The sequence below is a fragment of the Idiomarina sp. 017G genome (assembly GCF_004362265.1).
GTDB classification, from domain to species: Bacteria; Pseudomonadota; Gammaproteobacteria; order Enterobacterales; family Alteromonadaceae; genus Idiomarina; species Idiomarina loihiensis.
This window is the reverse complement of the sequence record NZ_SNWT01000007.1, coordinates 28,021-49,451: the sequence shown is the minus strand read 5'-3', so window position 1 is coordinate 49,451 and position 21,431 is coordinate 28,021. Positions and strand designations below refer to the sequence as shown.

At 47.6% G+C, this 21,431-nt stretch carries 17 protein-coding genes; 8 read left to right on the top strand and 9 right to left on the bottom strand.

Translation table 11 applies throughout. The annotated features are described in order from the left end of the window. Position 1 precedes the first annotated feature (1 nt). Positions 2-2,665, bottom strand: coding sequence for a M14 family zinc carboxypeptidase (locus DEU30_RS09760; RefSeq protein WP_114982127.1), 2,664 nt, complete (start codon positions 2,663-2,665; stop codon positions 2-4). A gap of 107 nt (positions 2,666-2,772) precedes the next feature. Between DEU30_RS09760 and DEU30_RS09755 the strand changes: the two genes are divergently transcribed. After that, positions 2,773-3,963 (top strand): murein transglycosylase domain-containing protein, encoded by a 1,191-nt coding sequence (locus tag DEU30_RS09755; protein WP_114982128.1) that lies wholly within the window; start codon positions 2,773-2,775, stop codon positions 3,961-3,963. On the opposite strand, the gene DEU30_RS09750 is transcribed toward DEU30_RS09755, so the two are convergent. Continuing rightward, the gene (locus DEU30_RS09750) at positions 3,957-4,496 is read right to left on the bottom strand and encodes a hemerythrin domain-containing protein (RefSeq protein ID WP_110013002.1); all 540 of its coding nucleotides are present in this window, start codon (positions 4,494-4,496) and stop codon (positions 3,957-3,959) included. The genes DEU30_RS09755 and DEU30_RS09750 overlap by 7 nt on opposite strands. Positions 4,497-4,654: 158 nt before the next feature. On the opposite strand from DEU30_RS09750, the gene norR reads away from it, so the two are divergent. Then, positions 4,655-6,199: a nitric oxide reductase transcriptional regulator NorR gene (gene norR, locus DEU30_RS09745; protein ID WP_114982129.1), complete on the top strand. Its 1,545-nt coding sequence runs from the start codon at positions 4,655-4,657 to the stop codon at positions 6,197-6,199. Continuing rightward, positions 6,196-6,588, top strand: coding sequence for a YbaN family protein (locus tag DEU30_RS09740; RefSeq protein WP_114982130.1), 393 nt, complete (start codon positions 6,196-6,198; stop codon positions 6,586-6,588). Before norR ends, DEU30_RS09740 begins: the two co-directional genes overlap by 4 nt. Here DEU30_RS09740 and DEU30_RS09735 read toward each other — a convergent pair. The 3 genes from DEU30_RS09735 to DEU30_RS09725 all read right to left on the bottom strand — a co-directional run bounded on the left by DEU30_RS09735 (position 6,585) and on the right by DEU30_RS09725 (position 9,763). After that, complete coding sequence (locus DEU30_RS09735; RefSeq protein ID WP_114982131.1) at positions 6,585-7,787, bottom strand: NnrS family protein; 1,203 nt, start codon at positions 7,785-7,787, stop codon at positions 6,585-6,587. The two genes, DEU30_RS09740 and DEU30_RS09735, sit on opposite strands and share 4 nt — an antisense overlap. A gap of 105 nt (positions 7,788-7,892) precedes the next feature. Further along, positions 7,893-8,765 carry a U32 family peptidase gene (locus tag DEU30_RS09730; protein ID WP_114982150.1) on the bottom strand — a complete coding sequence of 291 codons (873 nt, stop codon included), beginning with the start codon at positions 8,763-8,765 and terminating at the stop codon, positions 7,893-7,895. A gap of 5 nt (positions 8,766-8,770) precedes the next feature. Continuing rightward, positions 8,771-9,763 carry a peptidase U32 family protein gene (locus tag DEU30_RS09725; protein WP_114982132.1) on the bottom strand — a complete coding sequence of 331 codons (993 nt, stop codon included), beginning with the start codon at positions 9,761-9,763 and terminating at the stop codon, positions 8,771-8,773. Between the two features lie 93 nt (positions 9,764-9,856). On the opposite strand from DEU30_RS09725, the gene DEU30_RS09720 reads away from it, so the two are divergent. After that, positions 9,857-10,354, top strand: a complete 498-nt coding sequence (locus tag DEU30_RS09720; protein ID WP_110012997.1) for an SCP2 sterol-binding domain-containing protein — start codon at positions 9,857-9,859, stop codon at positions 10,352-10,354. 34 nt (positions 10,355-10,388) lie between these two features. Then, the gene (gene hemN / locus DEU30_RS09715; RefSeq protein WP_114982133.1) at positions 10,389-11,750 is read left to right on the top strand and encodes an oxygen-independent coproporphyrinogen III oxidase; all 1,362 of its coding nucleotides are present in this window, start codon (positions 10,389-10,391) and stop codon (positions 11,748-11,750) included. Between the two features lie 308 nt (positions 11,751-12,058). On the opposite strand, the gene DEU30_RS09710 is transcribed toward hemN, so the two are convergent. Further along, positions 12,059-13,327, bottom strand: coding sequence for a hypothetical protein (locus DEU30_RS09710; protein WP_114982134.1), 1,269 nt, complete (start codon positions 13,325-13,327; stop codon positions 12,059-12,061). A 95-nt stretch (positions 13,328-13,422) separates the two neighbouring features. Between DEU30_RS09710 and DEU30_RS09705 the strand changes: the two genes are divergently transcribed. After that, a complete protein-coding gene (locus DEU30_RS09705; protein WP_114982135.1) occupies positions 13,423-14,271 on the top strand; it encodes a hypothetical protein in 849 nt (282 codons plus the stop codon). 190 nt (positions 14,272-14,461) lie between these two features. Here the strand turns inward: DEU30_RS09705 and nhaD are convergent, their stop codons facing one another. From nhaD to nrdG, 3 genes are all read right to left on the bottom strand, one after another. Continuing rightward, positions 14,462-15,895, bottom strand: a complete 1,434-nt coding sequence (nhaD, locus tag DEU30_RS09700; RefSeq protein WP_110012995.1) for a sodium:proton antiporter NhaD — start codon at positions 15,893-15,895, stop codon at positions 14,462-14,464. Between the two features lie 191 nt (positions 15,896-16,086). After that, complete coding sequence (gene nrdD, locus DEU30_RS09695; protein WP_114982136.1) at positions 16,087-17,925, bottom strand: anaerobic ribonucleoside-triphosphate reductase; 1,839 nt, start codon at positions 17,923-17,925, stop codon at positions 16,087-16,089. 2 nt (positions 17,926-17,927) lie between these two features. Continuing rightward, positions 17,928-18,401: an anaerobic ribonucleoside-triphosphate reductase activating protein gene (gene nrdG / locus DEU30_RS09690; protein ID WP_114982137.1), complete on the bottom strand. Its 474-nt coding sequence runs from the start codon at positions 18,399-18,401 to the stop codon at positions 17,928-17,930. A 371-nt stretch (positions 18,402-18,772) separates the two neighbouring features. Between nrdG and DEU30_RS09685 the strand changes: the two genes are divergently transcribed. Next, the gene (locus DEU30_RS09685; RefSeq protein ID WP_011233449.1) at positions 18,773-21,013 is read left to right on the top strand and encodes a nitric-oxide reductase large subunit; all 2,241 of its coding nucleotides are present in this window, start codon (positions 18,773-18,775) and stop codon (positions 21,011-21,013) included. Positions 21,014-21,087: 74 nt separating this feature from the next. After that, on the top strand, positions 21,088-21,363 hold the full coding sequence (locus DEU30_RS09680) for a hypothetical protein (protein WP_114982138.1): 276 nt from the start codon (positions 21,088-21,090) through the stop codon (positions 21,361-21,363). Positions 21,364-21,431: the final 68 nt, after the last annotated feature.

Here is a 21,431-nt window from a genome sequence, read left to right as displayed (position 1 = left end):
CCTATTGTGCTTTTGCCGGTGCCAGGAACAAGGCGTTCATCAGCAAGGTATTTAAGCCGTCCATATAGGCACGGTACGTGGGTTCCTGAGTAAAGCTGATAATCATGCCTTTACCGCTTGGCTGCCACATTAGCAGTGGCTTATAAGGTAATTGCTGAGCTATATCGTCCCATAAAAAGCCACTGGCTAACAGGCTATCCGCGCCAGCAAACCACGCAATGTTGCGACCGTGATCAATATCAATGGGGGTAAATACGTCATTGCCGTTATAAATACTCACAACCTGCGGTTTAACGCCGGCGCTTAACCAGTGTTTTGTATCCACTTTGGCATTTAATAACGCACCGGGCACCCAGTCGGGATCAGCGCCGTGCGGTTTTATTTCCGTTAAGAATTGCTCGCGGCTTTCAATCACTTTACCGTCAACTTTAATTTCTTCGTCAGGCTCAGTAACGCCCTCTTCCGGCACTTTGCGTTCCAGCTGGGTATTAAGCAGACCAGTTTCAACCGCCCAGGCAGAAGCGCTGCCTAAGGTCAGCAACACACCGCCATCCGACACCCACCGTTGAATCTTTTCAACGCTTTTGTCGTTAAATACGCCAGAATAAGCACCTTCCGGTAATATCAGAACATCCAGGCCATCAAGGTCATTTTGCAGTAACTGCATGGTACGAATAGCCGTTACCGGGTACCCCATCTGACGTTCAATCACAAAGCGGGTATGCCCTGCACTGTAAGGGCTAACCGGCTCATCCCAGGCAATAGCAATGTTCGGTGCTTCCAGTTTGCTTACGTTGTGCGAACCAAAATTAGGTCCTTCTGTCATCCAGCTTGTATCAACACCTTCAACGGTTGCGCCTGACGCCTCAGCGAGCTTTTGTAATTTAGTCTGCAAGCCACCGGGGTTGTCAGCTCGGGTTAAAATCAATGAGCCGCTGGGGAATTCACCGGCGCTTTCGTGGGTAAAGGCTAATTCGCTTTGGCGAACCTCCAGACCTTCACGCAACGCAGCAGTTAGGAAACGTCCTGCATTCATGTCACCCCAGCGAACCAAAAAAGCCACTTTGGCGTCCGGGTTAATCACTTTGCCAGGCTCAATGCGCCCCTCTTCTACAAAGGCTGTGGCGACGTCAGGCAAGTCATCACAGGTGTGGCTGTCGACATTGAACATCAACGGCAGTGACCAACCGGTTACGTCGTAAATTTGGTCCGGCAGGTTATTGTTACGGCGCTGCTCCTGCTCTGCCAGGAAGTCATCCGCCATATCCACTTGCTTATCCATTAAGGTGCGTATCATGCGGTGTGCAGGTTGTGCCATATCAATGATATAAGCACCAGCTTCATAATCAGTACCGCACACATCAAACGCCTTTTTCGCCTGCTTCACTTCTGCGCCCTGTTCAACCAGTAAAGAAGCCAGTTTACGTGCGGCGGCCGGGGCGTCCTTAGCGGGCAGAATAATAGAACGGACATCACCGTCTTCGCCCGCTTCAACCGCTGACTTGCGGTATTCCCAGAACTTCTGCAATAAGGCTTCGCGACGCTCAGAAACTGTCTGAATCGTCGAGATAGACGCTATAAAATGCTGCTGAACACCGTCAGCGTAGGTCAGTACGTCACCGTCTGTACGGTCAAACAAATGCCCGCGCGCTGAAGCCATCTCGTAGGTCATTGCAACTGAGCCCTGATACAGCGGCCAACTGGCACCGTAGCCCGGGTAAAACGCATCGAAAATTTCGCGGGTAAAATAATCAAAGCCCTTTTCGTCGAACCACTGGCCGTTATTTTTACCAATCCAGTTCAGCGTTTCGCGTTGTGACTCGGTAATCAGTGGATTATAAGGCCGAGCCTCTGGGGTGAAGTAATAAGTGGAATCGCCACCCATCTCATGCAGATCAACAAACACCAGCGGATAGTATTTTAATAAGGCATCTATTTGCCCGCTAATTTCAGGCTGAGTCAGTGCTATCCAGTCGCGGTTCATATCAAACAGGTAGTGGTTCGTGCGTCCGTTAGGCCAGGGTTCGTTGTGCTCCGCACTGCGGCGATCGCCTGAGTGCTCAAGCCCAACACTCATGTAATAACGATCCACAAAGCGGGCACGCCCGTCCGGGTTTTGCAGTGGGTCAATGAATACCATGGTGTTATCTAACCAGCGTTGGGTCTGCTCACGCTGGTCATGCAGCAAATGATAGGCGGTTACCATAGCGGCTTCCGGTGACGAAATTTCATTGCCGTGAACGCCATAGGACAGCCAGATGCTACCGGGCAATTCGTCAATTAACTGCTCAGCCTTATCGCTGTCGGTTTTGCGCGGGTCGGCTAAGGCCTGCATGCCCTTCATAAAACCGTCAAAGTCAGCCATATTGTCTTCACTGGAAATAACCGCGTAATAAAGCGTACGCCCTTCCCAGCTTTTGCCGTACTCAAGCAATTTTACTTGTTTGGGATAAGCCTGCTGCAATGCTTCAAAATAGCGGCTCATATCCGCCGGGCTGGTAATTTTGGTGCCCATGGGGTAACCCAAAACCTGCTCTACGGTGACTTCTGAATTACTGTAGTTCGCTTCGGGGAGTAACGAACTCTCGCCCGAGAGTTGTTGTGCTTGAGTCGGCATGACTAACCATGAGGCGGCTATCAGCGCCGCAAATTTGAGACTGCGCATCTTCATTCCTGTTGTTTTATGCACTTTTTAACTGTGCTTAGGGTTTCTTTTTATGTCTCTCTAATGTAAAAGCTTGAACAAGGGAAGTGAAGCTCAATTTAGGCACTATGAATAAAAAGACTCAATTAACCACGCTGCTGGCGGCTATAGCCACAACGCTAATTTTGGCAGGATGCCAAATAACACCTGATAACGTAAAACGCGTGGTCAATTCCGGCGTGCTTAGCGGTAACGACCCAACCGCTGTGGTGGAATCTATGGCGCGTGAGCGTTTGCACAGCTATCGCAGCAACCCGCAACAGCTTATTAGCGACATTGAGGATTTACGCGAGGCCTTGCGCGACTTGCGCGCTGTTGCTGAAGCCATTTGGGGTGACGAGGAAAACACAGTTCCCAGTGAGAAAAAGTACGTTAAATACAGCGATAACTTTCATGCCAAAGCCGTTGTCGATTTTGAGCAGGGCCTGCTGACAGTTGCGACATTGCATGACAGCAATGATCCGGCCAAAACCCGGGAACAACTCAAAGCCGCTATTGTGCGTACGTTGTTAACGCCAACCGACCTCACCGCGGTTGATATTTTTACCGATAAAGAGCCTGAGCAAACGGGAAAACCGTTTTTGCGCGGGCAAGTTGTTGACCAGGACAATGTGGTCGTCGAATACGAATGGCGGGCGAATCGCTTTGCCGAGTACTTGGTGAAAAACCAGCTGCGCACCCGGCGCGCTAAAAACAATCAGGTGTATGAGGTTCAAATTGCTTTAGTCGACGAACACCAGGAGTTGCGCAAACACCAGTATGCCGACTACGTTATAGCCGCAGCGCGACGCTATAACCTTGAGCCTGAGCTTATCTATGCCATTATTGAAACCGAAAGCAGCTTTAACCCTTATGCAGTCAGCCACGCTAACGCTTACGGCTTAATGCAGGTAGTGGCGTCAACCGCCGGACGTGATGTGTTTGAGCGTGTTCGTAAAATTCCCGGACAGCCCACGTCTCAACAATTGTTCGATCCGGCTCAGAACATTGATATTGGCAGTGCCTATTTGCACATTTTGAACACCCAGTACCTAAAAGGTGTGCAACATCCGCGCAGTCGCGAATACGCTATTGTGTCAGCATACAATGGTGGCGCCGGTAACGTGCTGAAAACCTTTTCTTCCAACCGCAGCAACGCGGTCCAAATTATAAACCGAAGTCAGCCCGGCATTGTTTACCGGGACCTAACGTCTAAGCATCCGTTGTCGGAGAGCCGCCGATATTTAGAAAAGGTGATGTACTTTAAGCAGGGTTACTGACACGAACCACAACAAAAGTCTTTACCGTGCTCAGGTGCCGATGCTTTCTTTTCAACAAAAAGCAGGTTGTTTTCCAGGTGAATATGCTCATGCAAGTCATCCTGCAGCTCTTTTAAGCCTTTATAAAGCGCTGTCCAGGTACCACAGGCGCCTTCCGGTAGCGTTAAGTTATTGGTCAGTTCGTCAATTCTATTAAGTTCACCTTCATGCTGAACGTGTTCGCTTTCCATTACTGAAATTGGCCCGCCGGGATAAACACCACGTGACAGCAAAGGAAAAAGAATTTGTTCTTCTTTTGTCATGTGGCTTTCCAGCTCCTGCATCAGGTTATCCAGGTGTTCAGTCAGACCAACCGGGGCTTCGGGGTGATCACCATGAACGGCTTCAACGCGCATGGCCAATTGCTTTAACTCAGGAAGCTGTTCGCGATGGCGCTGATGAAAACGCAGATAAATATGCTCTATCAAATGCTTGGGTGAAGCGTCCTGCCATTGTTGCTCGGCAGTCTGTAAACGGTCATCGAAAGTACTCATGGGTCACTCCTGTTTGCTAAATAAAGTTTCTTACTCCGGTCAGGATTGCAACAAACAGGCCAGCTCCTACCCCGTTAGGATTATTGACTCTCCGGGGTGCCACGGTACTATCAACCCAACCAATAAGGGTATTTTTAACCTGGGCAGTCAATTTAACCATGTTGCAAGAAAGTCTATTAGCAGACCTGCTTACCGAGCAGCCTGCAGCGGTTCGTTTACAAAATTTGGTCAACACCTTACGCAGTCACTTCAACTGTGGCGCAGTGGTTTTATTAAAGCTGGATAATGAAGTGCTGCAACCAGTTGCTATTCAGGGACTGGTACGCGAAGCGCTGGGTCGTCGGTTTGTTGTAGCACAGCACCCCCGGTTAGCGGCATTGCTGGCATCTCGTAACCCCGTACGTTTTGAGCACGATTCGTCATTACCAGACCCCTACGACGGACTGCTCGCTGAGCAGCCAGGTAATGCGCTGCCCGTTCACGACTGCATGGGTATTAGTTTGTACCTGGAGAATAAGTGTTGGGGTGTACTGACCTTAGACGCACTGCAACCCGGTACATTTACCGACAACTCAATGATTGAACTGCAAAAGTTTAGCTTGTTCGTTGAGACCGCCGTTCGCATTGGCCAGCTGGAGCAAAACGTCAGGGCTCTGCGACAAGGCCAGCAGCGCACCATGCCAAAATCCGGAACCACAGAAAGAAACGAGTCGGAAATTATCGGGCACAGCAAAGCTATTGAAAGTGTGCTGAAAGAACTACGAGTGGTTGCCAGTGCCGATTTGCCCGTACTGCTACTGGGCGAGACTGGTGTCGGTAAAGAGCTGTTTGCCCGTGAACTGCACATACTCTCACAGCGCAGCGACAAACCCCTTATTTATGTAAATTGCGCGGCTCTACCCGAATCACTTGCAGAAAGCGAGCTTTTTGGTCATGTAAAAGGGGCGTTTTCCGGCGCAACCAGCGACCGTTCAGGACGCTTTGAAGTCGCTCACGGCGGTACGCTGTTTCTGGATGAAGTTGGCGAGCTGCCCTTATCCATACAGGCCAAGTTACTGCGAGTACTGCAAAATGGTGAAATTCAGCGTTTAGGCTCTGACAAATACCGCAAAGTAGATGTTCGCCTTATTGCCGCCACCAACCGCAACCTACGCCAGCAAGTCAGTAATGAAACATTCCGTGCTGATTTATACCACCGCCTTTCGGTTTATCCTTTGCCAATTCCGCCATTACGCGAGCGCGGTGACGATGTGTCTATTCTGGCCGGGCATTTTCTCGAGCTAAACCGGGCTCGTCTGGGGTTGCGGGCTTTACGCTTATCGCCGGAGGCTGAGCTTGCTATACAACAGTACCAGTGGCCGGGTAATGTGCGTGAACTGGAACATGTTATCAGCCGGGCCGCTATTAAGCTGCTTAGCCACGGTGTGGAAAAAACCGATATTGCCACCATTGAACCCGACATGCTGGATCTGGATGTGCAACTGCCTTTGTCAGCCACCACCGACTCTGGAAAAAATTCTGCTGGAACCAGCTTACCTCAGGCTAACGTGTCGATGAAAGAAGCGGTAAATTATACTCAGCGTAAGATGATAGAAGCGGCTTTAGGCCGCCATAACAACAGTTGGAGTCAGGCCGCTAAAGACCTGCAGCTGGATGCCAGTAACCTGCACAAAATGGCCAGTCGATTAGGAATGAAGTCGTGACGCGGGAGCTGTTAATTCGATTATTGTGGCGCGCTCTGGCGCTATTTTTTGTATTACTTGGACTTATCGGCATTGCCCTGCCGGTAATGCCCACAGTACCTTTTCTCATTGCGGCATTGTGGGCTGCTAGTAAAGGCTGGCCCCGGCTTGAAACCTGGTTGCTTAACCACCCCAAATACGGCCCGGACATACGAGCCTGGCGCGAGCACCGAGTGGTTAAACGCCGCTCTAAAATCATAGCCTTAGTTATGATGGCAACCGGGTACCTGGTGCTATGGTTATTTGTTCCGCAAGTTCCGGTGTGGCTAAAAGCAATTGTCGGTGTTGTGCTGGTTGTGGTCGGGTGCTGGCTGGCTGCGCGCCCCGACCACTCTCCGGAAGAAACTTAACCCGGGTTACCGTCGGCGCGGGGTGTTGTCAGCACCTTAAAATAAACCACCACATAAATACCATAAGCCAGAGTCCAGGCTATAGCACTGAACATTAACCACTGGCTGGCTAAATCAGGAGCCAGCCACATTAAGAAGACCCGGGTTAAAGCGGCTATTAACACCAGTAAAAATGCACCGGTCATTATCAGTTTTGGTTGCAACGGACGCCCACTATGACCCAACGAAACGCGCGCTATCATGCTGAGGATCATATTTCCCATAGCTCCTGCGGTTAAGGAGTGCAGCGGCAGACTCTGCGTCAGGTCGAAACCCGCATAACGCAATGCAAATAACGCCAGACCAATGGGGATAAACCAATAAGCTAAATGCAGTGACCAAAGCAGCGGTACTCTCCAGGTTATCCAGATTTTCCAGCGCGCAACTCTTATCCCGGTTGCCACCGCTGAAACACCAAATAGAACGACCATTATCTGGTTAGGTAACAGCGTGTGCAGATTCAGAAAGTGCACAGCGAAGATAAGCCACAAGCTGCCTAAAGCTATGCGATCAAGCCAGACTATTGGCGTTACTTTAGGTGTTTGAGTCCCGTTGGCAGTAAACATTGGCAGCACTCGTCCGCCAATAATGGCCATTAACAAGGTCACCAGAAATACTGCGTTGTAAGCGCCAAGCACCTGAATATGATAGTGACCAAAGTGTAAGCCGTAATGCATAAGCAAGTTGCATACCGTCAGCAACAGCAAAATGGGCACAAAGAATAAATTCCGGGTCTGATTTACTTTTAACACCATACGCCCGAACAGCAACGCGGCGACAGGTAACAGACTGACATCCACGCCTGCAACCAACCACCACGGCAGTTCACCGCCCAACAGCAACATTAACCTGGCGGCTGCCCATAAAACGGTCAGACTAAGCAGAGTCTTGCCATGTGGTGCTCTAAGTCCGGTCCAGTTCTGCACCGCAGTTAATAAAAACCCCAGGACTATGGCAATAACGAAGCCAAATATCATTTCATGGCTGTGCCAGAACATAATGTTGCCGTATACAGGCAAACTGAGCTTTCCGCTAAGTGCTACCCCCCACAGCAGCATCGCTATGGCGCTAAACCCTGCCCCCAAAAGGAACAGAGGCCGAAACGCCTGCCGCAGAATAGGAGTTAACTGCTCTTCTTTTTGTCTGTCTGTGATTTGCATCACTGTCACCGCTTATTAATAAAAGATACATTTTTAATATACCTTTTATTTTGACGAAGATCGACGCTCTACCACTAAAAGTCAGTTAATACCTATTTAGAGATTCTAGCCTGTCGCTAGCCCCGCCAGTTGCAACCAATAGCCATTGTTCTCTTTGCTCGTCAGGGTCACGGGGTGTTCCCCATTGATATTACTGCGGAAGCGTTGTAGCCAGTCGAAAGTCCCCTCGGGTTGCGGACTAATACGCACAATATCGACCAGGCCATTCATACCCGGCAGCTGGTTTATCAGGTTATAACGTGTACCCGATTGCGTCTGAATACCATTAAGCACAAACACCTGCTGACCTTCCTGACTTTTCACTTCCCGGCCTTCCGGGTACTTTATGCAACATAGCTCGCACTGATCTTTCGGGCGGTTCTCCGAGCGGGCAGTAAAGCAGCGACCAGACCAGGCCAAGGGTATATGACCAAAGGAAAAAACTTCCACGTCAAAGCAGTCCCTCACGGTGTCGATAAGGTTGTGCTGTAACACGTCCTGCAGCCAGTCGCGGGAAAGTTCAAATGGAACCACCCAACGTGTCATACCCATATCAATTAAACGGCGCAGACTCTGGTGATTATAAATATTAATGGCCGGCCCTGCGGTAAAGTTCAACCCCTGCTCCTGCAGCACCCCAATAGCACTGACATCATTGGCTTCAACATCAAACTCGCCATTATCGCAATATTTACCCAGCTCCCGGAGCTCCGCAGGAGCTTCCAACAAGGTCATTGTCGACAGCGTTACTTTTTTCCCGGCTTCTCTTAGCATATGCGCTATCGCCAGATAGTCATCCAGCTTTAACTCACGACGCTTACTGCAGACGGTTTCACCAAGATACACGTGTTCAACATCCGACTCGGCAGCTTGCTGATAAAAATCAAAAACCTGTTGTTTCGGCCAAAAATACAGAATAGGTCCTAGAGAAAACTTCATATTGGTTACTTCCATTTCCGGTGGTACGCGCCCAGCGTCGTTTGACTGCCTTCAGAAAGTGAGGCCAGAACCGAATTCCAGTTATCTTCCACTTCAAAGGCGTCCGGGTCGGTCATAACGGCATCGATAGCCTGACGCCAGACTCTGGTAATTTGCGACACATAAGCCGGGCTGCGCTGCCGCCCTTCAATTTTTAACGAGGCAATGCCTTCTTTATACAGTTGCGGCAACAAACTTAAGGTATTCAGGCTGGTCGGTTCTTCCAGTACGTTGTAAGTTTCGTCGTCAACCGAAAAACGCCCTTTGCATAGAGTGGGATAACCCGCTTTTTCGTTTTCATCAAAACGGTCGATAAGCACGCCGTTAAGCCGTGACTCCAGTTTATTGTCCTGTTCGTCCCACTCCACAAAAGCCGCAGGTGAGCAGGCTCCAGCGGTATTAGGAGACTCGCCGGTTAAATAAGAGCTAAGATAACAACGCCCCTCCGCCATAATGCAGAGGCTACCGAAAGCAAAGACTTCCAGCTCGACGTCAGTTGTGCGCGCCAGGGCTCTGACTTGCTGCATAGACAACACACGCGGCAAGACCACCCGCGACACGCCAAACTGCTGATAAAAGCGGATGGCTCCGGCGTTGGTTGCAGATGCCTGCACCGACAAGTGCCTTTCAACTTTGGGGTACCTTTCAGCCGCGTAAGCCAAAACCGCGAGGTCTGCAATAATCAGTACATCAGCACTGGCCAGAACAGCATCATCAACTGCCCGACGCCATTTCTCCCAACTGTTGGCATGCGCAAAGGTATTAATGGCAACGTGCAGTTTACGACCATGCTTGTGCACATAGTCCGCTGCTTCTGCTAGCTTCATCTGATTTAAATTCAGACCAGCGAAATGACGTGCATTGGTTTCATCCTTTAACCCCACATAGACCGCATCGGCACCATTTTCTATAGCCGCTTTTAATGCAGGGATACTTCCGGCCGGACAAAGCAGTTCCATTTAAAACCTCTATTTAATATTTTGTAGCACCCTAATTGTTAATTCATTATAGTGCTCACAACTTTTATTTTGTTGTTGTAAACGGAGCAAAATATGAATACCACCAACTGGGTATCTTCTATACCTAATATAATTCGACCAATAAACAAATTAATTCCATCGAAATTTATTAACTTCGGGTCTGAAAAGTTATTAAATATTTTATTTAAGGAAGAAATCTCATCAGGGGAGCTTAATTTTATTTCTGGAAACATAATAGAGATAAAGGTTAAAGACATTGATTTATCTCTATTTTTGACGTTAAAAGGAAACCAACTAAAATCCCTCAAGAGCCCATTTGAACCCGACGTACAGCTCTCAGCAGACGGTGACGCACTGCTTTTACTGATTTACGGAAAGGTTGACCCCGACACTTTATTCTTTAATCGGAAACTAATGGTAAAAGGCAATACCGAATTAGGGTTACATTTAAAAAACTTCTTAGACACCATTGAGGTAAATCAAAAGCTACCAAGGACCTTATATTTAATAGGAGACCGGTTTAGTGATTTTATTTATAAAGAAAAAGGTGAAACAATACAGACAAGTTAATTAAATAGTTTTTGACTGGGGTCAAGAGGTGGTTATGAGTACAGTTACCTGGGATAAAGAGTTAATAGAAAAATACAACATTAATGGACCTCGTTATACGTCTTATCCCACAGCGTTAATGCTTTCCGAACAATTTTCAGAAAGCCGCATAGAAACCGCGCTGAAAAATGCAAATGACGGACTGTGTCTGTATTTGCACTTACCTTTCTGCCACAAGCTTTGTTATTACTGTGGTTGCAATAAAGTAATTACCCGCCACCAGAATAAAGCAGATAGGTATCTGGATTACCTCGCCCGCGAAATGGCGATGTACCAGCCTATGGTAAAGGACAAGAAGATCCGTCAGATTCATTTAGGCGGTGGCACCCCAACCTTTTTGACTGAGCAGCAACTGACCCGCCTAATGGAACTGGTTCATCAGCATTTTACCTTCGCGGACAACCCTGAAGTCAGCATAGAGATTGACCCACGCAGCTGCAGCGACGAAAAACTTCGCCATTTACGCGATTTAGGTTTTAACCGTGTCAGCTACGGGGTGCAGGACTTCGACAAGAAAGTTCAAATTGCGATCAATCGCGTGCAGGATATTGAGCTTATTGCGCATCAGCTAAAGCTCAGTAAAGAGCTAGGCTTTGAGTCAATTAACTTAGACCTTATTTACGGCCTGCCTTACCAGCGCCCGGAAACCTTTAAGAAGTCTATTGAGCAAGTCATTGAAATGGACCCTGACCGCATCTCGGTATTTAGCTATGCGCATTTACCTCAACGTTTTGCCGGGCAGAAGAAAATACCGGAAGAATCCATTCCGCAGCCATCGGTTAAGCTGAGTCTGCTGGAACAAGCCATTACTCAGCTTAACGACGCCGGTTATCAATTTATCGGCATGGACCATTTTGCAAAAAAAGACGATGGCCTTGCCATAGCTCAGCGCGAAGGACGTTTGCAGCGTAACTTCCAGGGCTACACCACCGACGGTCAGGACGCACTGCTGGGCTTAGGTGTATCATCCATTAGCCAGGTAAACGGTGTGCTGTGGCAACACGAAAAAGAGCTTCCTGCCTACTACAAAATGATAGATAACGAACAAAAGCCCATAATAAAAAGCATGGCGTTAAACGACGAAGATAAGCTGCGTGCCGCATTAATTTCTCAGGTTATTTGCCACTTTGAACTCGATATAGAAGCCTTTAAAGCACAATGGGATCTCGACGATTTTTGGGCTCATTTCGCCGAAGCCATACCACTACTAAAACCATTCATTGAAGACGGTCTAGTCGACGTCTCCGACAAAAAGCTCCGGGTCACCGACTTAGGTCGCCTCTGGGTTCGCAGCATCTGCGCCTGTTTCGACGAATACCTGGACCACGGCCAAAACCGCTACTCCAAAGTCGTTTAGCGGCTGGGGCGGTAACCCGGCCTCGGTTACGCTTGGAGAGCTGGTAAGAAAGACGCCGTAAACCCATCCCTGGGGGCTTGGGTGGCGCCATCCTTGGCGCCACACACTTTCTTACCAGCTATCCGGCGCGTGCCGCGACCGGGTTACCTCTATCAACGCCTTTCCCAGCCCGCCTTATCAGATTAATTAGGAGGTTGTATGAAAGATTGCCGCCGAGAGAGGCTTATCTATAAAGTTAAGCTGACAGGGAGGCAATTTGAACCAAACTACTCAAGCCCATTTGGCGGGCTTGAGTATCAGAAGTGATCTTATAATGTAGTAGTACTTTTAACTTTTTCTGCAGGGACAGTTTTTAAGTGTGCTAGCAAATCATCGATTTCCTCAGTGGAAAACCCTAACTTTACTGACATACCCAAACGATCATCCTGAGTTGGCAGTAAATTAAATTCATTTACTCCCATTAACCGTTCGAATAATACAAATTGTTTGTCGTTCGTTAAGTCAATCACCTCAACGGTTGTTCCTGTATTAATCACCCCTATTGGACCTTGAGCCGTACTTAGCCAGTCTATTGACCAAAAATAATGCTGTGTGTTCTTCGTTCCGAGCTTCGTATAAAGGGACTCATATTTAACCATTCCACTGCATTTATTCACATAGTCATTTTGGCGTCTGCAGTTGTACATGTGCTGCTCGTTTTTGCCTTCACGACTCACGTTCAACACTGTTGATTTGCCTGTTTCAAGATCAAAAAACAAATAGTCATCGTCTTCTGTCAGACCGAATGCGCCGGTTATTTCGCTGAAATCAAAAAGACCACCTTCATTGTCGGCTTCTTTTAGCTTCTCCAACAAAATAATATTAGTGGAACCGATATCTCCGCGTTGCATTGCAGCAGCAACATACCCCTTAGGGAGTCCGATAGGTCTAGCTTTGTCAGTAATAGGTACTTCAATAAGACCATTACTTCGCGGCATTATGAAACCGGTCGACGTCGGGATAACACGTTCTCCAGTAATAGTTTCCCCGGTCACTGTTTTCATCACCATGCGATCGCCACTTTTAGTAATTTTCGCAAACGTCAGTGGATCTTCATTTGACCCCACCCGCATAGTTTTTGCGACATACTCTTCATTACCTACTTCAATAATATATGAGAATTTACCCGATTCATTATCGAAACCAGCAAGTACCAGAGTACCTTCCATATCTAGGTATGATTGGCCATCGATAAACAGCTCCTTATTTTCGATGCTGAAGTTAGCTGATTTACCATTAGAAATAAGTTTTTCGTAGTTCTCGTTTAACTCGGAAGGACTAATAGTTTCTAACGTTACTGTTGGTTCAGCTTGCTTTGCCTGCTGCCGGTTTTTAACACCCGCAATACGCTGAATAAAAGCATTCCTTGCTTTCATAACCGCTGCACGCTGCTCAGCAGTTGGTTCATACTTTGGAGTCGTAGATTTAGGGGTATTTAAACAGCCACTAAGAACGGCAGGAATTAAAAGGGGAAAGAGATACTTCGATACGTTCACTATTACACTCTCAACATCATTGAAACAAAAAAGCTGAATCATACACATACCGCGTTTTATTTCAATATGGTTTAATGGCACTAAAGTTGAGTCTAGGAAACTTTTAAAACAATAATAAAATGGCTAGGAGAGCTAAAATGAAAAAGCTTTTGGCGATGCTTGTACTCAGCGGTACCTTTCTAACAGGCTGCATCAACACCGTTGAACGTCCACCTCAATTACGCGTAACCAATGATGTTTACAAGTGGAATTATGATCGGAGCACAGCACTAAATATAATAGAAGGAGTTGTAGATGATCATAAAATGTATGATACCGAGCGTCCTAAAGGTAAAAGCTTTTCCCAAACCGCGGCTGGTCAAAACCTAAACGATGCACTTGGCCTTATGGTGTTTGGCATGCCAGGTCTATTTCTTAATGATAATAGCAGCCAATGGATTCGCCCCAGATATATTTGGCTAGAGGAAAAAACAACCCAGTTACCGCCCAAAACATATGACAACGTTATTAAGCTGTTTATCGATAAGTTAGATATATCATTAAGTCACGTTGATGGACTTAATATAAAATCATACACGATCAGTAACGTATACTATGACCACACCGACGCTACCTTGATATCCTTCGAAGGTGAGGTCTGCGAAAAATCGGGACGGGCTTTTGATTTATCAAAGGTGCCAAAAGAACGCACAAAAAAATTATGGATTGGTCCAAAGGCACAAAGCGGTTTAGCTTGCTCCGTATCTACTCACATCGGCAAGCTAAATATTATCAGAAAAGACGGTAAGGAATATTGGGCATATAATGTTCATCTAAACTTTGGTAATAAGCCAATTAGACATGCCCTTTTTGACAGTGCCCGTTACTTTGATGGCTATGCTGCGTTCCCGGCTGAGTTCACGGTATTAGATAATGGCGAGCCTAGCTTCCCAGTTATCTTTGAGGGTGAAAAAATCCATTACTTTATTACACCCGAGTTACCTTAAAAAACACCAATGTGAAAGGTAAATAAACTGTCACAGCAGGGAAAAAACGTCAGGACGTCGAGTGGTTGAGGTTCCCGGCTCAGAGAGTGTGTGGCGCCAAGGATGGCGCCACCCAAGCCCCCAGGGATGGGTTTACGGCGTCTCTCTGAGCGCAACAGTCCTTTCCCGAGAGAGCCTTTCCCCTTCCCCGCTAGCTGAGGAAGGTGGCTTGGTTTAGCCATAGGTGTAGCAGGATGCTGGCTGCGTAGCCTATGGCTATTACCGGTGTCCATTTCAGGTGCGACATAAAGGTGTAGTAACCTCTGGCTTGTCCCATTAAGGCGACGCCTGATGCGGAACCGATAGAGAGCAGGCTGCCGCCGGTACAACAGGCCAGGGTTATTAGCAGCCAGTGTCCGGTGGACATTTCAGGGTCCATGGACAGTACTGCGAACATCACAGGGATGTTATCCACAAGAGCGGAGACCACGCCTAGAATACTGTTTGCTATGGTTGGGTCTAAACCACCGTAAAGAGACTCGGACAGTAAACCTAAATAACCCATAAAGCCTAAACCGCCAACGCACAGCACAATGCCGTAGAAAAACAGCAAGGTGTCCCATTCGGCACGGGAAACCCGGCTGAATACGTCGAATGGCACGACACCACCAAGTTGTTGCAGGCGTTTTTGGTCGCCTTCGCGTTCTGCCATTGCTCGCTTGCGCGCCAGCGATCCCGGCAGGGTCATACGCAGGAAGTAACCGAAGAACTGTAAGTAGCCCAGCCCCATCATCATGCCGAGCACCGGCGGTAAATGCAGCCAAATGTGGCATGCAACGGCGGTTGCGACTGTTAACAAGAATAAGAACGTAATGCGCAGGGCTCCGCGCTTAAGCTCGACTTCGGTATGCAATGTTGTCGGACTTTTGTTCTCAATAAAGAAGCTCATGATAACTGCGGGTATTAAGTAGTTCACTAACGCGGGTACAAACAGCTGTAAGAACTCGGTAAATTCTACCTTGCCGGACTGCCACACCATAAGCGTGGTTATGTCCCCAAACGGGCTGAAGGCACCGGCGGCATTAACCGCTATAACAATACTGGAACAGCAAAGCGCGACGAACTTTTTATTGCCCTCGGCAACTTTCATGACCACAGCCGACATTAACAAAGCGGTAGTCAGGTTGTCCGCAATAGGCGAAATGAAAAACGCTAAAAAGCCGGTTATCCAGAAGAGCTTTCTATAGGTAAAGCCCTTTTTCATCAACCAGGCGCTGAGCGCATCGAACAAACGCCGCTCTTCCAGAGCATTAATGTAGGTCATTGCCACCAGCAAAAACAACATCAGCTCTGCGAATTTTAATAAGTTTTCCCGGAACGCCTCTTCCGCCAGAACGGCATTGTCGCCACTATAAACAAACCCTATGAGGATCCAGATAACCCCTGCCGCAACCAGCACAGGCTTGGATTTTCTCATGTGCAGTTTCTCTTCACCCATCACCAAAATATACGCAAGAATAAAAATGACGATGGCAGCGTAACCAACGGTCGATGAGGTGAGATCGATACGGTCAGCAGATGGTTCTGCAGCCAGCACTGATACCGAAAACAGCAGCGAAATGACGGTAAACAGTAGTTTTTTCATAGCGTTTTTTCAGTGCAGTTCAGAACCAAAATATAAACTGCACCAACTCTCCTTGTTGGTTGGTGGTTAAGAATGAAAGTGTTTGATTATTCCGGCAGGAATTTTCGCGCGGAGATTACCACAAAACTCGAATTCTGAGAGCTACAGAAAGAGGGAAAACTCATCCCTCTCTGTAATCATTTTGTGCCAGTTTAGCTTGCTCGGCGCAATACCCTATTCGATTGTGCCGCACCCACAGCTAGCTCGGCTGGCTGCTTGCGGTGATAATGACGCAAATGGTGCTCTTTTCGACGGCCTGCACTAAAAGCAGACACGCGTTTCAAGTAGCCAATAACCCGGGTGCCGTAGTCGATGTCCTCAGAGCCACAGCTGGAACATTCACCTAAGGTGCGTTTATCAATCTGCTCGCAGGCATTGCAGATAGTAATTTTGACGTTAATGCAGAAATAGTTACAGCCGGTTCTTGCCGCAATATTCAGTAACGACAAATACCCTGAGCTATTGAGCTTTTCATCCAGGTTTAAGTGCAGAGCCGAACCTCCGTCCAGGTATTCAATCAATTCTTTTCCGTGAAGAACCAGTTTATCCAGCGCATTGGCCTCTTCGTCTTCTACCGCATAAAAATAAGAGTTGTAGCAGTCACGGGTCACTTTATAGCCGTCAGCTCTGTCCCACTTAGCGTTTTTCACACCCAGGTTTTCTGCTGGCACAAACTCAGTGTTGAACATATAACCGTATTCTTTTTTCGCCGCTTTATTGGCGTCGTAAATCACTTTTAAATGGCTTTGTACAAAGTCTTTATAAGCCTGGTTGTTACCTGCAATGATTCCCTGCGATTCCGCCGCTTCAACCATGCCGTTAATGCCTATAGTCAGGAATTGCTTGTCCAGGGTAATAAAGCCCGCGTCGTACACGGTTAATAAGCCCGCTTCCTTGTATTCTTCCATCAGCTTTCGGTAAGCCACCTGATATTTGTGAATTTTGCTGACTTCTTCCTCTAAATCCCTGGCATCCTGCACCAAACGGTTCATGTTCATGGTAATGACATTAATAGAGCCTGTCGCGACACCACCGGCACCCAAAGTGTAGGAGAACGTATTGTCGCTAATTTCACTACGTAGCCGGCAACAGGACGCTAACGAGTCGGCATTGTCGGACAAGTAGACAAAGAAGGAATTACCGCTTGCCATTTCCCCGGCAATTTTTTCGGCAAACAGCTGATCTTTGCATTGTCCCTCGTCGGTTAACATGGCCACCGTCACCACCGGGAAGGTCAAAATCGTCTTTTCCCTTTCCTTATTAAACCAGTCCAGGAAGAAGTCCTGTAGCGCGCTCACCGAGCTCCACTCTGGTTTGCTAAAATCCGCAGGGAAAACAAACTCACCAAACATGCTGTCAAAGTAATGCTGATCGTAAATTGAGATGTTCCAGAACACACTCTGGTAGCCGCGTGCCGCCGCAGGCTGATTCAGCGCATACACCACGTGCTGCAGATGGTTTTCAATTTGGTGACGATGGGTATTTAAGTAGTCGTCGCCGTAGTCTTTGCGGGCAAAGTAATCAAAGTAAGTTAAGAACTCGACCGTGGCAACGGCTCCGGCAAACTGCGAGCTCACCGCAAAAACAAAGTTAACAAAGGTGCCGCAAAACGATTCCAGGTGCTTGGGTGCCTGAGATTCACCGCCCAGCTTGGTTAAGCCATCACGTAAGAACGGGTACATAGTGACCGAAACACAGTAAGGTTTAAGGCTGGTTTCGTCATGCACGTAAATTTCATGGTCTTCAATTTGACGAACGTATTCTTTTGCCAGCTCGTTACCAAAAAGCTCACTGATTTTATTGCTGACTTGCTTACGGTTAACCTGCACAAAAAAGTCTTTCATTAACTCGGCTTCAAGCGTTGCTATATTCTTTTGTGTGACATTGGCGTTGGCATCCATTTTCGAGCCATCGGCCGCGTTTTGAGCATGCAGATACTCGTGAATGAAATCGACTTTGCCAGTGACTTGTTCCTCGTTTAAGCGCAACATAATTATTCTCCTGTTTGAAACTTGCAGTTCAATAACTGCCGGGTCCGTAAATCATAAAAGCGTTGGTTGGTGGTTGGGCTTTCCAGCCCGCCCCGGGCAGCAATCCACGGCCCGGTTTTTAAGTAAGTCAGTTGTTCGCGAAGGGATATAGAGACGCTTTCATAGCCTGTATACAGGCAGGTCTCCAGCCCTTCGTTTCGTACTTGCTTTAATAGTTTCAGTAGTGCTGTGGGCTGCCATTCACCGCCCAGAAATAAAACACAGGTTATTAACCCACGGTATTTTTGCAGCTGCTGTGCCAGATGTTCCTGCGTTAAAGGCGACCCGCTTCCCACCGGCCAGCTATCCACACTGTGGCAGCCTTTACAGCCAACCGGACAGCCGGTAATGGTGTAGGCTAAGGCAACTTCTCCCGGCACTTCTTGCCAGACAACTTGCTCCGCAATGTAATGTAGGCTTGTAGGGGAAACCGGCATAAAACACCATATATTGTTATTAATTTAAAAATAATCACTAGATATTGTGCTTCAGCATAGTTAAGTCTGTTTCGGGCGCATTGATCCCGCTCAAGATTTAAGCGAGAAGAAAGAAATGACAGGAGCCTTAAAGAGATACCCATTAAAGGGTAGAAATAACCTTTCGGGTATTTTTAACCATAAAAGTAAAAACAACCTAATAAACTTAAGTCATAAATACCCTTTTAAAATTAAATTCCTTATTTATCAATAAATTAAAATATGGCCTCAATATTGCAATTAGATGAATGCATAGCGAATTAATAAAAATTCTCTGCTCATAAATCTATGGAGTAACAATATGAAGCTGTTCAGCATCAAGGAGGTCAATTATGGCCGGTTATCGTAAGCTTTGGTGGACGTTAATTGCGGTTCTCGCAATTACCTTTGGACTTTTAGGGTATTTTGGAACGGAAGTTTACCGGGAAGCTCCGCCTATTCCGGATAAGTTCATGAGTACCAATGGCAAAGTCATTGCAACCGAAGAGTCTGTTTTAGACGGGCAAACCGCCTGGCAGTCTGTTGGTGGCATGCAACTGGGTTCAATTTGGGGGCACGGTGCTTATCAGGCGCCCGACTGGACAGCTGACTGGCTACACCGCGAACTTCTGGCCTGGCTGGACATTCGCGCCAACGAAGTCTTTGGTAAACCCTACGAACAGCTAGCGGGCTCGCAGCAAAACCAACTAGAGTACGAGCTAAAAGAAGAGTATCGGACCAATACTTACGACAAAGCTTCAGATACCGTTATTCTAAGCGAACGACGCATTCAGGCCATTGAGCAAACCGGCGAGTATTACTCAAAACTGTTTAGCGATGATCCGGAGCTACGCCCTACCCGCGTTAACTACGCCATGAAAGAAAATACGCTTCCTTCAGAAGCTCGTCGTGCGGTAATGAACGACTTTTTCTTCTGGACAGCATGGGCCGCGTCGACAGAACGTTTTGACTCAGATATTACTTATACCAACAACTGGCCACATGAAACCTTGATAGATAACGTGCCTAGCGCGGAAAATATTATCTGGTCAATTGTCAGTGTTATTCTCTTAATTGCCGGTGTTGGCTTCTTAATCTGGGCATGGGCGTTTTTACGTCAACACGACGAAGAAGACCCTGTTGCTCCAGAGCATGACCCCATAGCCAAAATTAAGCTCACGCCGTCACAAAAAGCCTTAGGTAAATACCTGTTTATTGTGGTTGCGTTGTTCTCGCTACAAGTTTTACTGGGTGGCTTAACCGCACACTACACAGTCGAAGGACAGGAATTCTACGGCATTAATATTTCAGAGTGGTTCCCCTACTCACTAACCCGTACCTGGCACATTCAGGCCGCTATGTTCTGGATTGCCACCGGGTTCCTGGCTGCTGGTTTATTCCTTGCCCCAATTATTAATGGCGGTAAAGATCCTAAGTATCAGAAACTGGGTGTCGATATCCTGTTCTGGGCACTGGTGTTAGTTGTTGCTGGTACCTTTATCGGTAACTGGTTAGCCATTGCGCAAATTATGCCGGAGCACCTTAACTTCTGGTTAGGTCACCAGGGCTACGAATACGTCGACTTAGGTCGCCTATGGCAAATTGGTAAGTTCCTCGGTATCGTTTTCTGGCTGGTACTGATGATGCGTTGTGTTGTCGGTGCATTTAAAGTCAAAGGCGATAAGAACTTACTGGCATTATTTACCGCTTCAGTTGTTGCCATTGGCCTATTCTATGGCGCTGGCTTCTTCTACGGCGAACGTACTCACATTTCTATCATGGAATATTGGCGCTGGTGGATTGTTCACCTGTGGGTAGAAGGTTTCTTCGAAGTGTTCGCAACGGCGTCACTGGCCTTCATTTTCCACAGCATGGGCTTAGTTTCCCGCCGCATGGCAACCGTGGCTGCGTTAGCATCTGCGTCACTGTTCATGCTGGGTGGTGTGCCAGGTACTTTCCACCACTTGTACTTTGCCGGCACAACCACGCCAGTTATGGCCGTGGGCGCTACTTTCTCAGCGTTAGAAGTGGTACCGCTTATCGTACTGGGCTACGAAGCCTGGGAAAACTACAGCCTGCAAAAACGCGCAACCTGGATGCAACGCATTAAGTGGCCATTACTATGCTTCGTTGCAGTTGCCTTCTGGAACATGCTTGGCGCAGGTGTACTCGGCTTTATGATCAACCCACCTATTTCGCTGTACTATGTGCAAGGCTTGAACACTACGCCAACTCACGCACACGCAGCTTTGTTTGGTGTGTACGGTTTCCTGGCGCTTGGTTTCGTGCTGTTGATTCTGCGCTACATTCGTCCGAACCTGCAATTCGACGAAAAACTGATGAAAATGGCGTTCTGGACCATGAACATTGGCTTAGCACTAATGCTCTTCACCAGCTTATTGCCTGTCGGCTTCATTCAGTTTTACGCCGCTGCCAGCGAAGGCTTGTGGTATGCGCGCAGTGAAGCCTTTATGCAGCAACCTCTATTACAGAACCTACGCTGGTTCCGTACCCTTGGCGACATGGTCTTCATCGTGGGTGCGTTAGGTATTAGCTGGCAAGTTGTAAAAGGCTTAAAGCATAAGTCTGATTAACCCTTAATAAACCAGGCTTCTGCAATCGTTGCAGAAGCCTGGCTTTCTTTTGTGAGGCGTTTACTGGAGGACGTATGAGCCGCAAACCCGATACCAAAACCGCAATGTATCAATTACTCAATGTCATTCGTAAGCACATCCCTTTTGGCTTAAAAGAAGCGGATATGTGCCAGGGTATTTGTCGTGGCTGCTCTAAAAAAATGATGGAAATGCTGGATGCTGAAGTCAGCCAATGGCAGGCCGACCTGGACAACGAACTGGCAGAACCAACCTTAGCGGACTTAGTTTTTATGGAGAAGTTAGCGCGCCGAACCGAGAAAGTTCTTCACCGCAATAAACTGATGAATTAATCCGCACTTGTTTGTTCCCCTCTTTCGAAATGCTATATCATGTACCGGAACTTTCACTCAGGACGTCG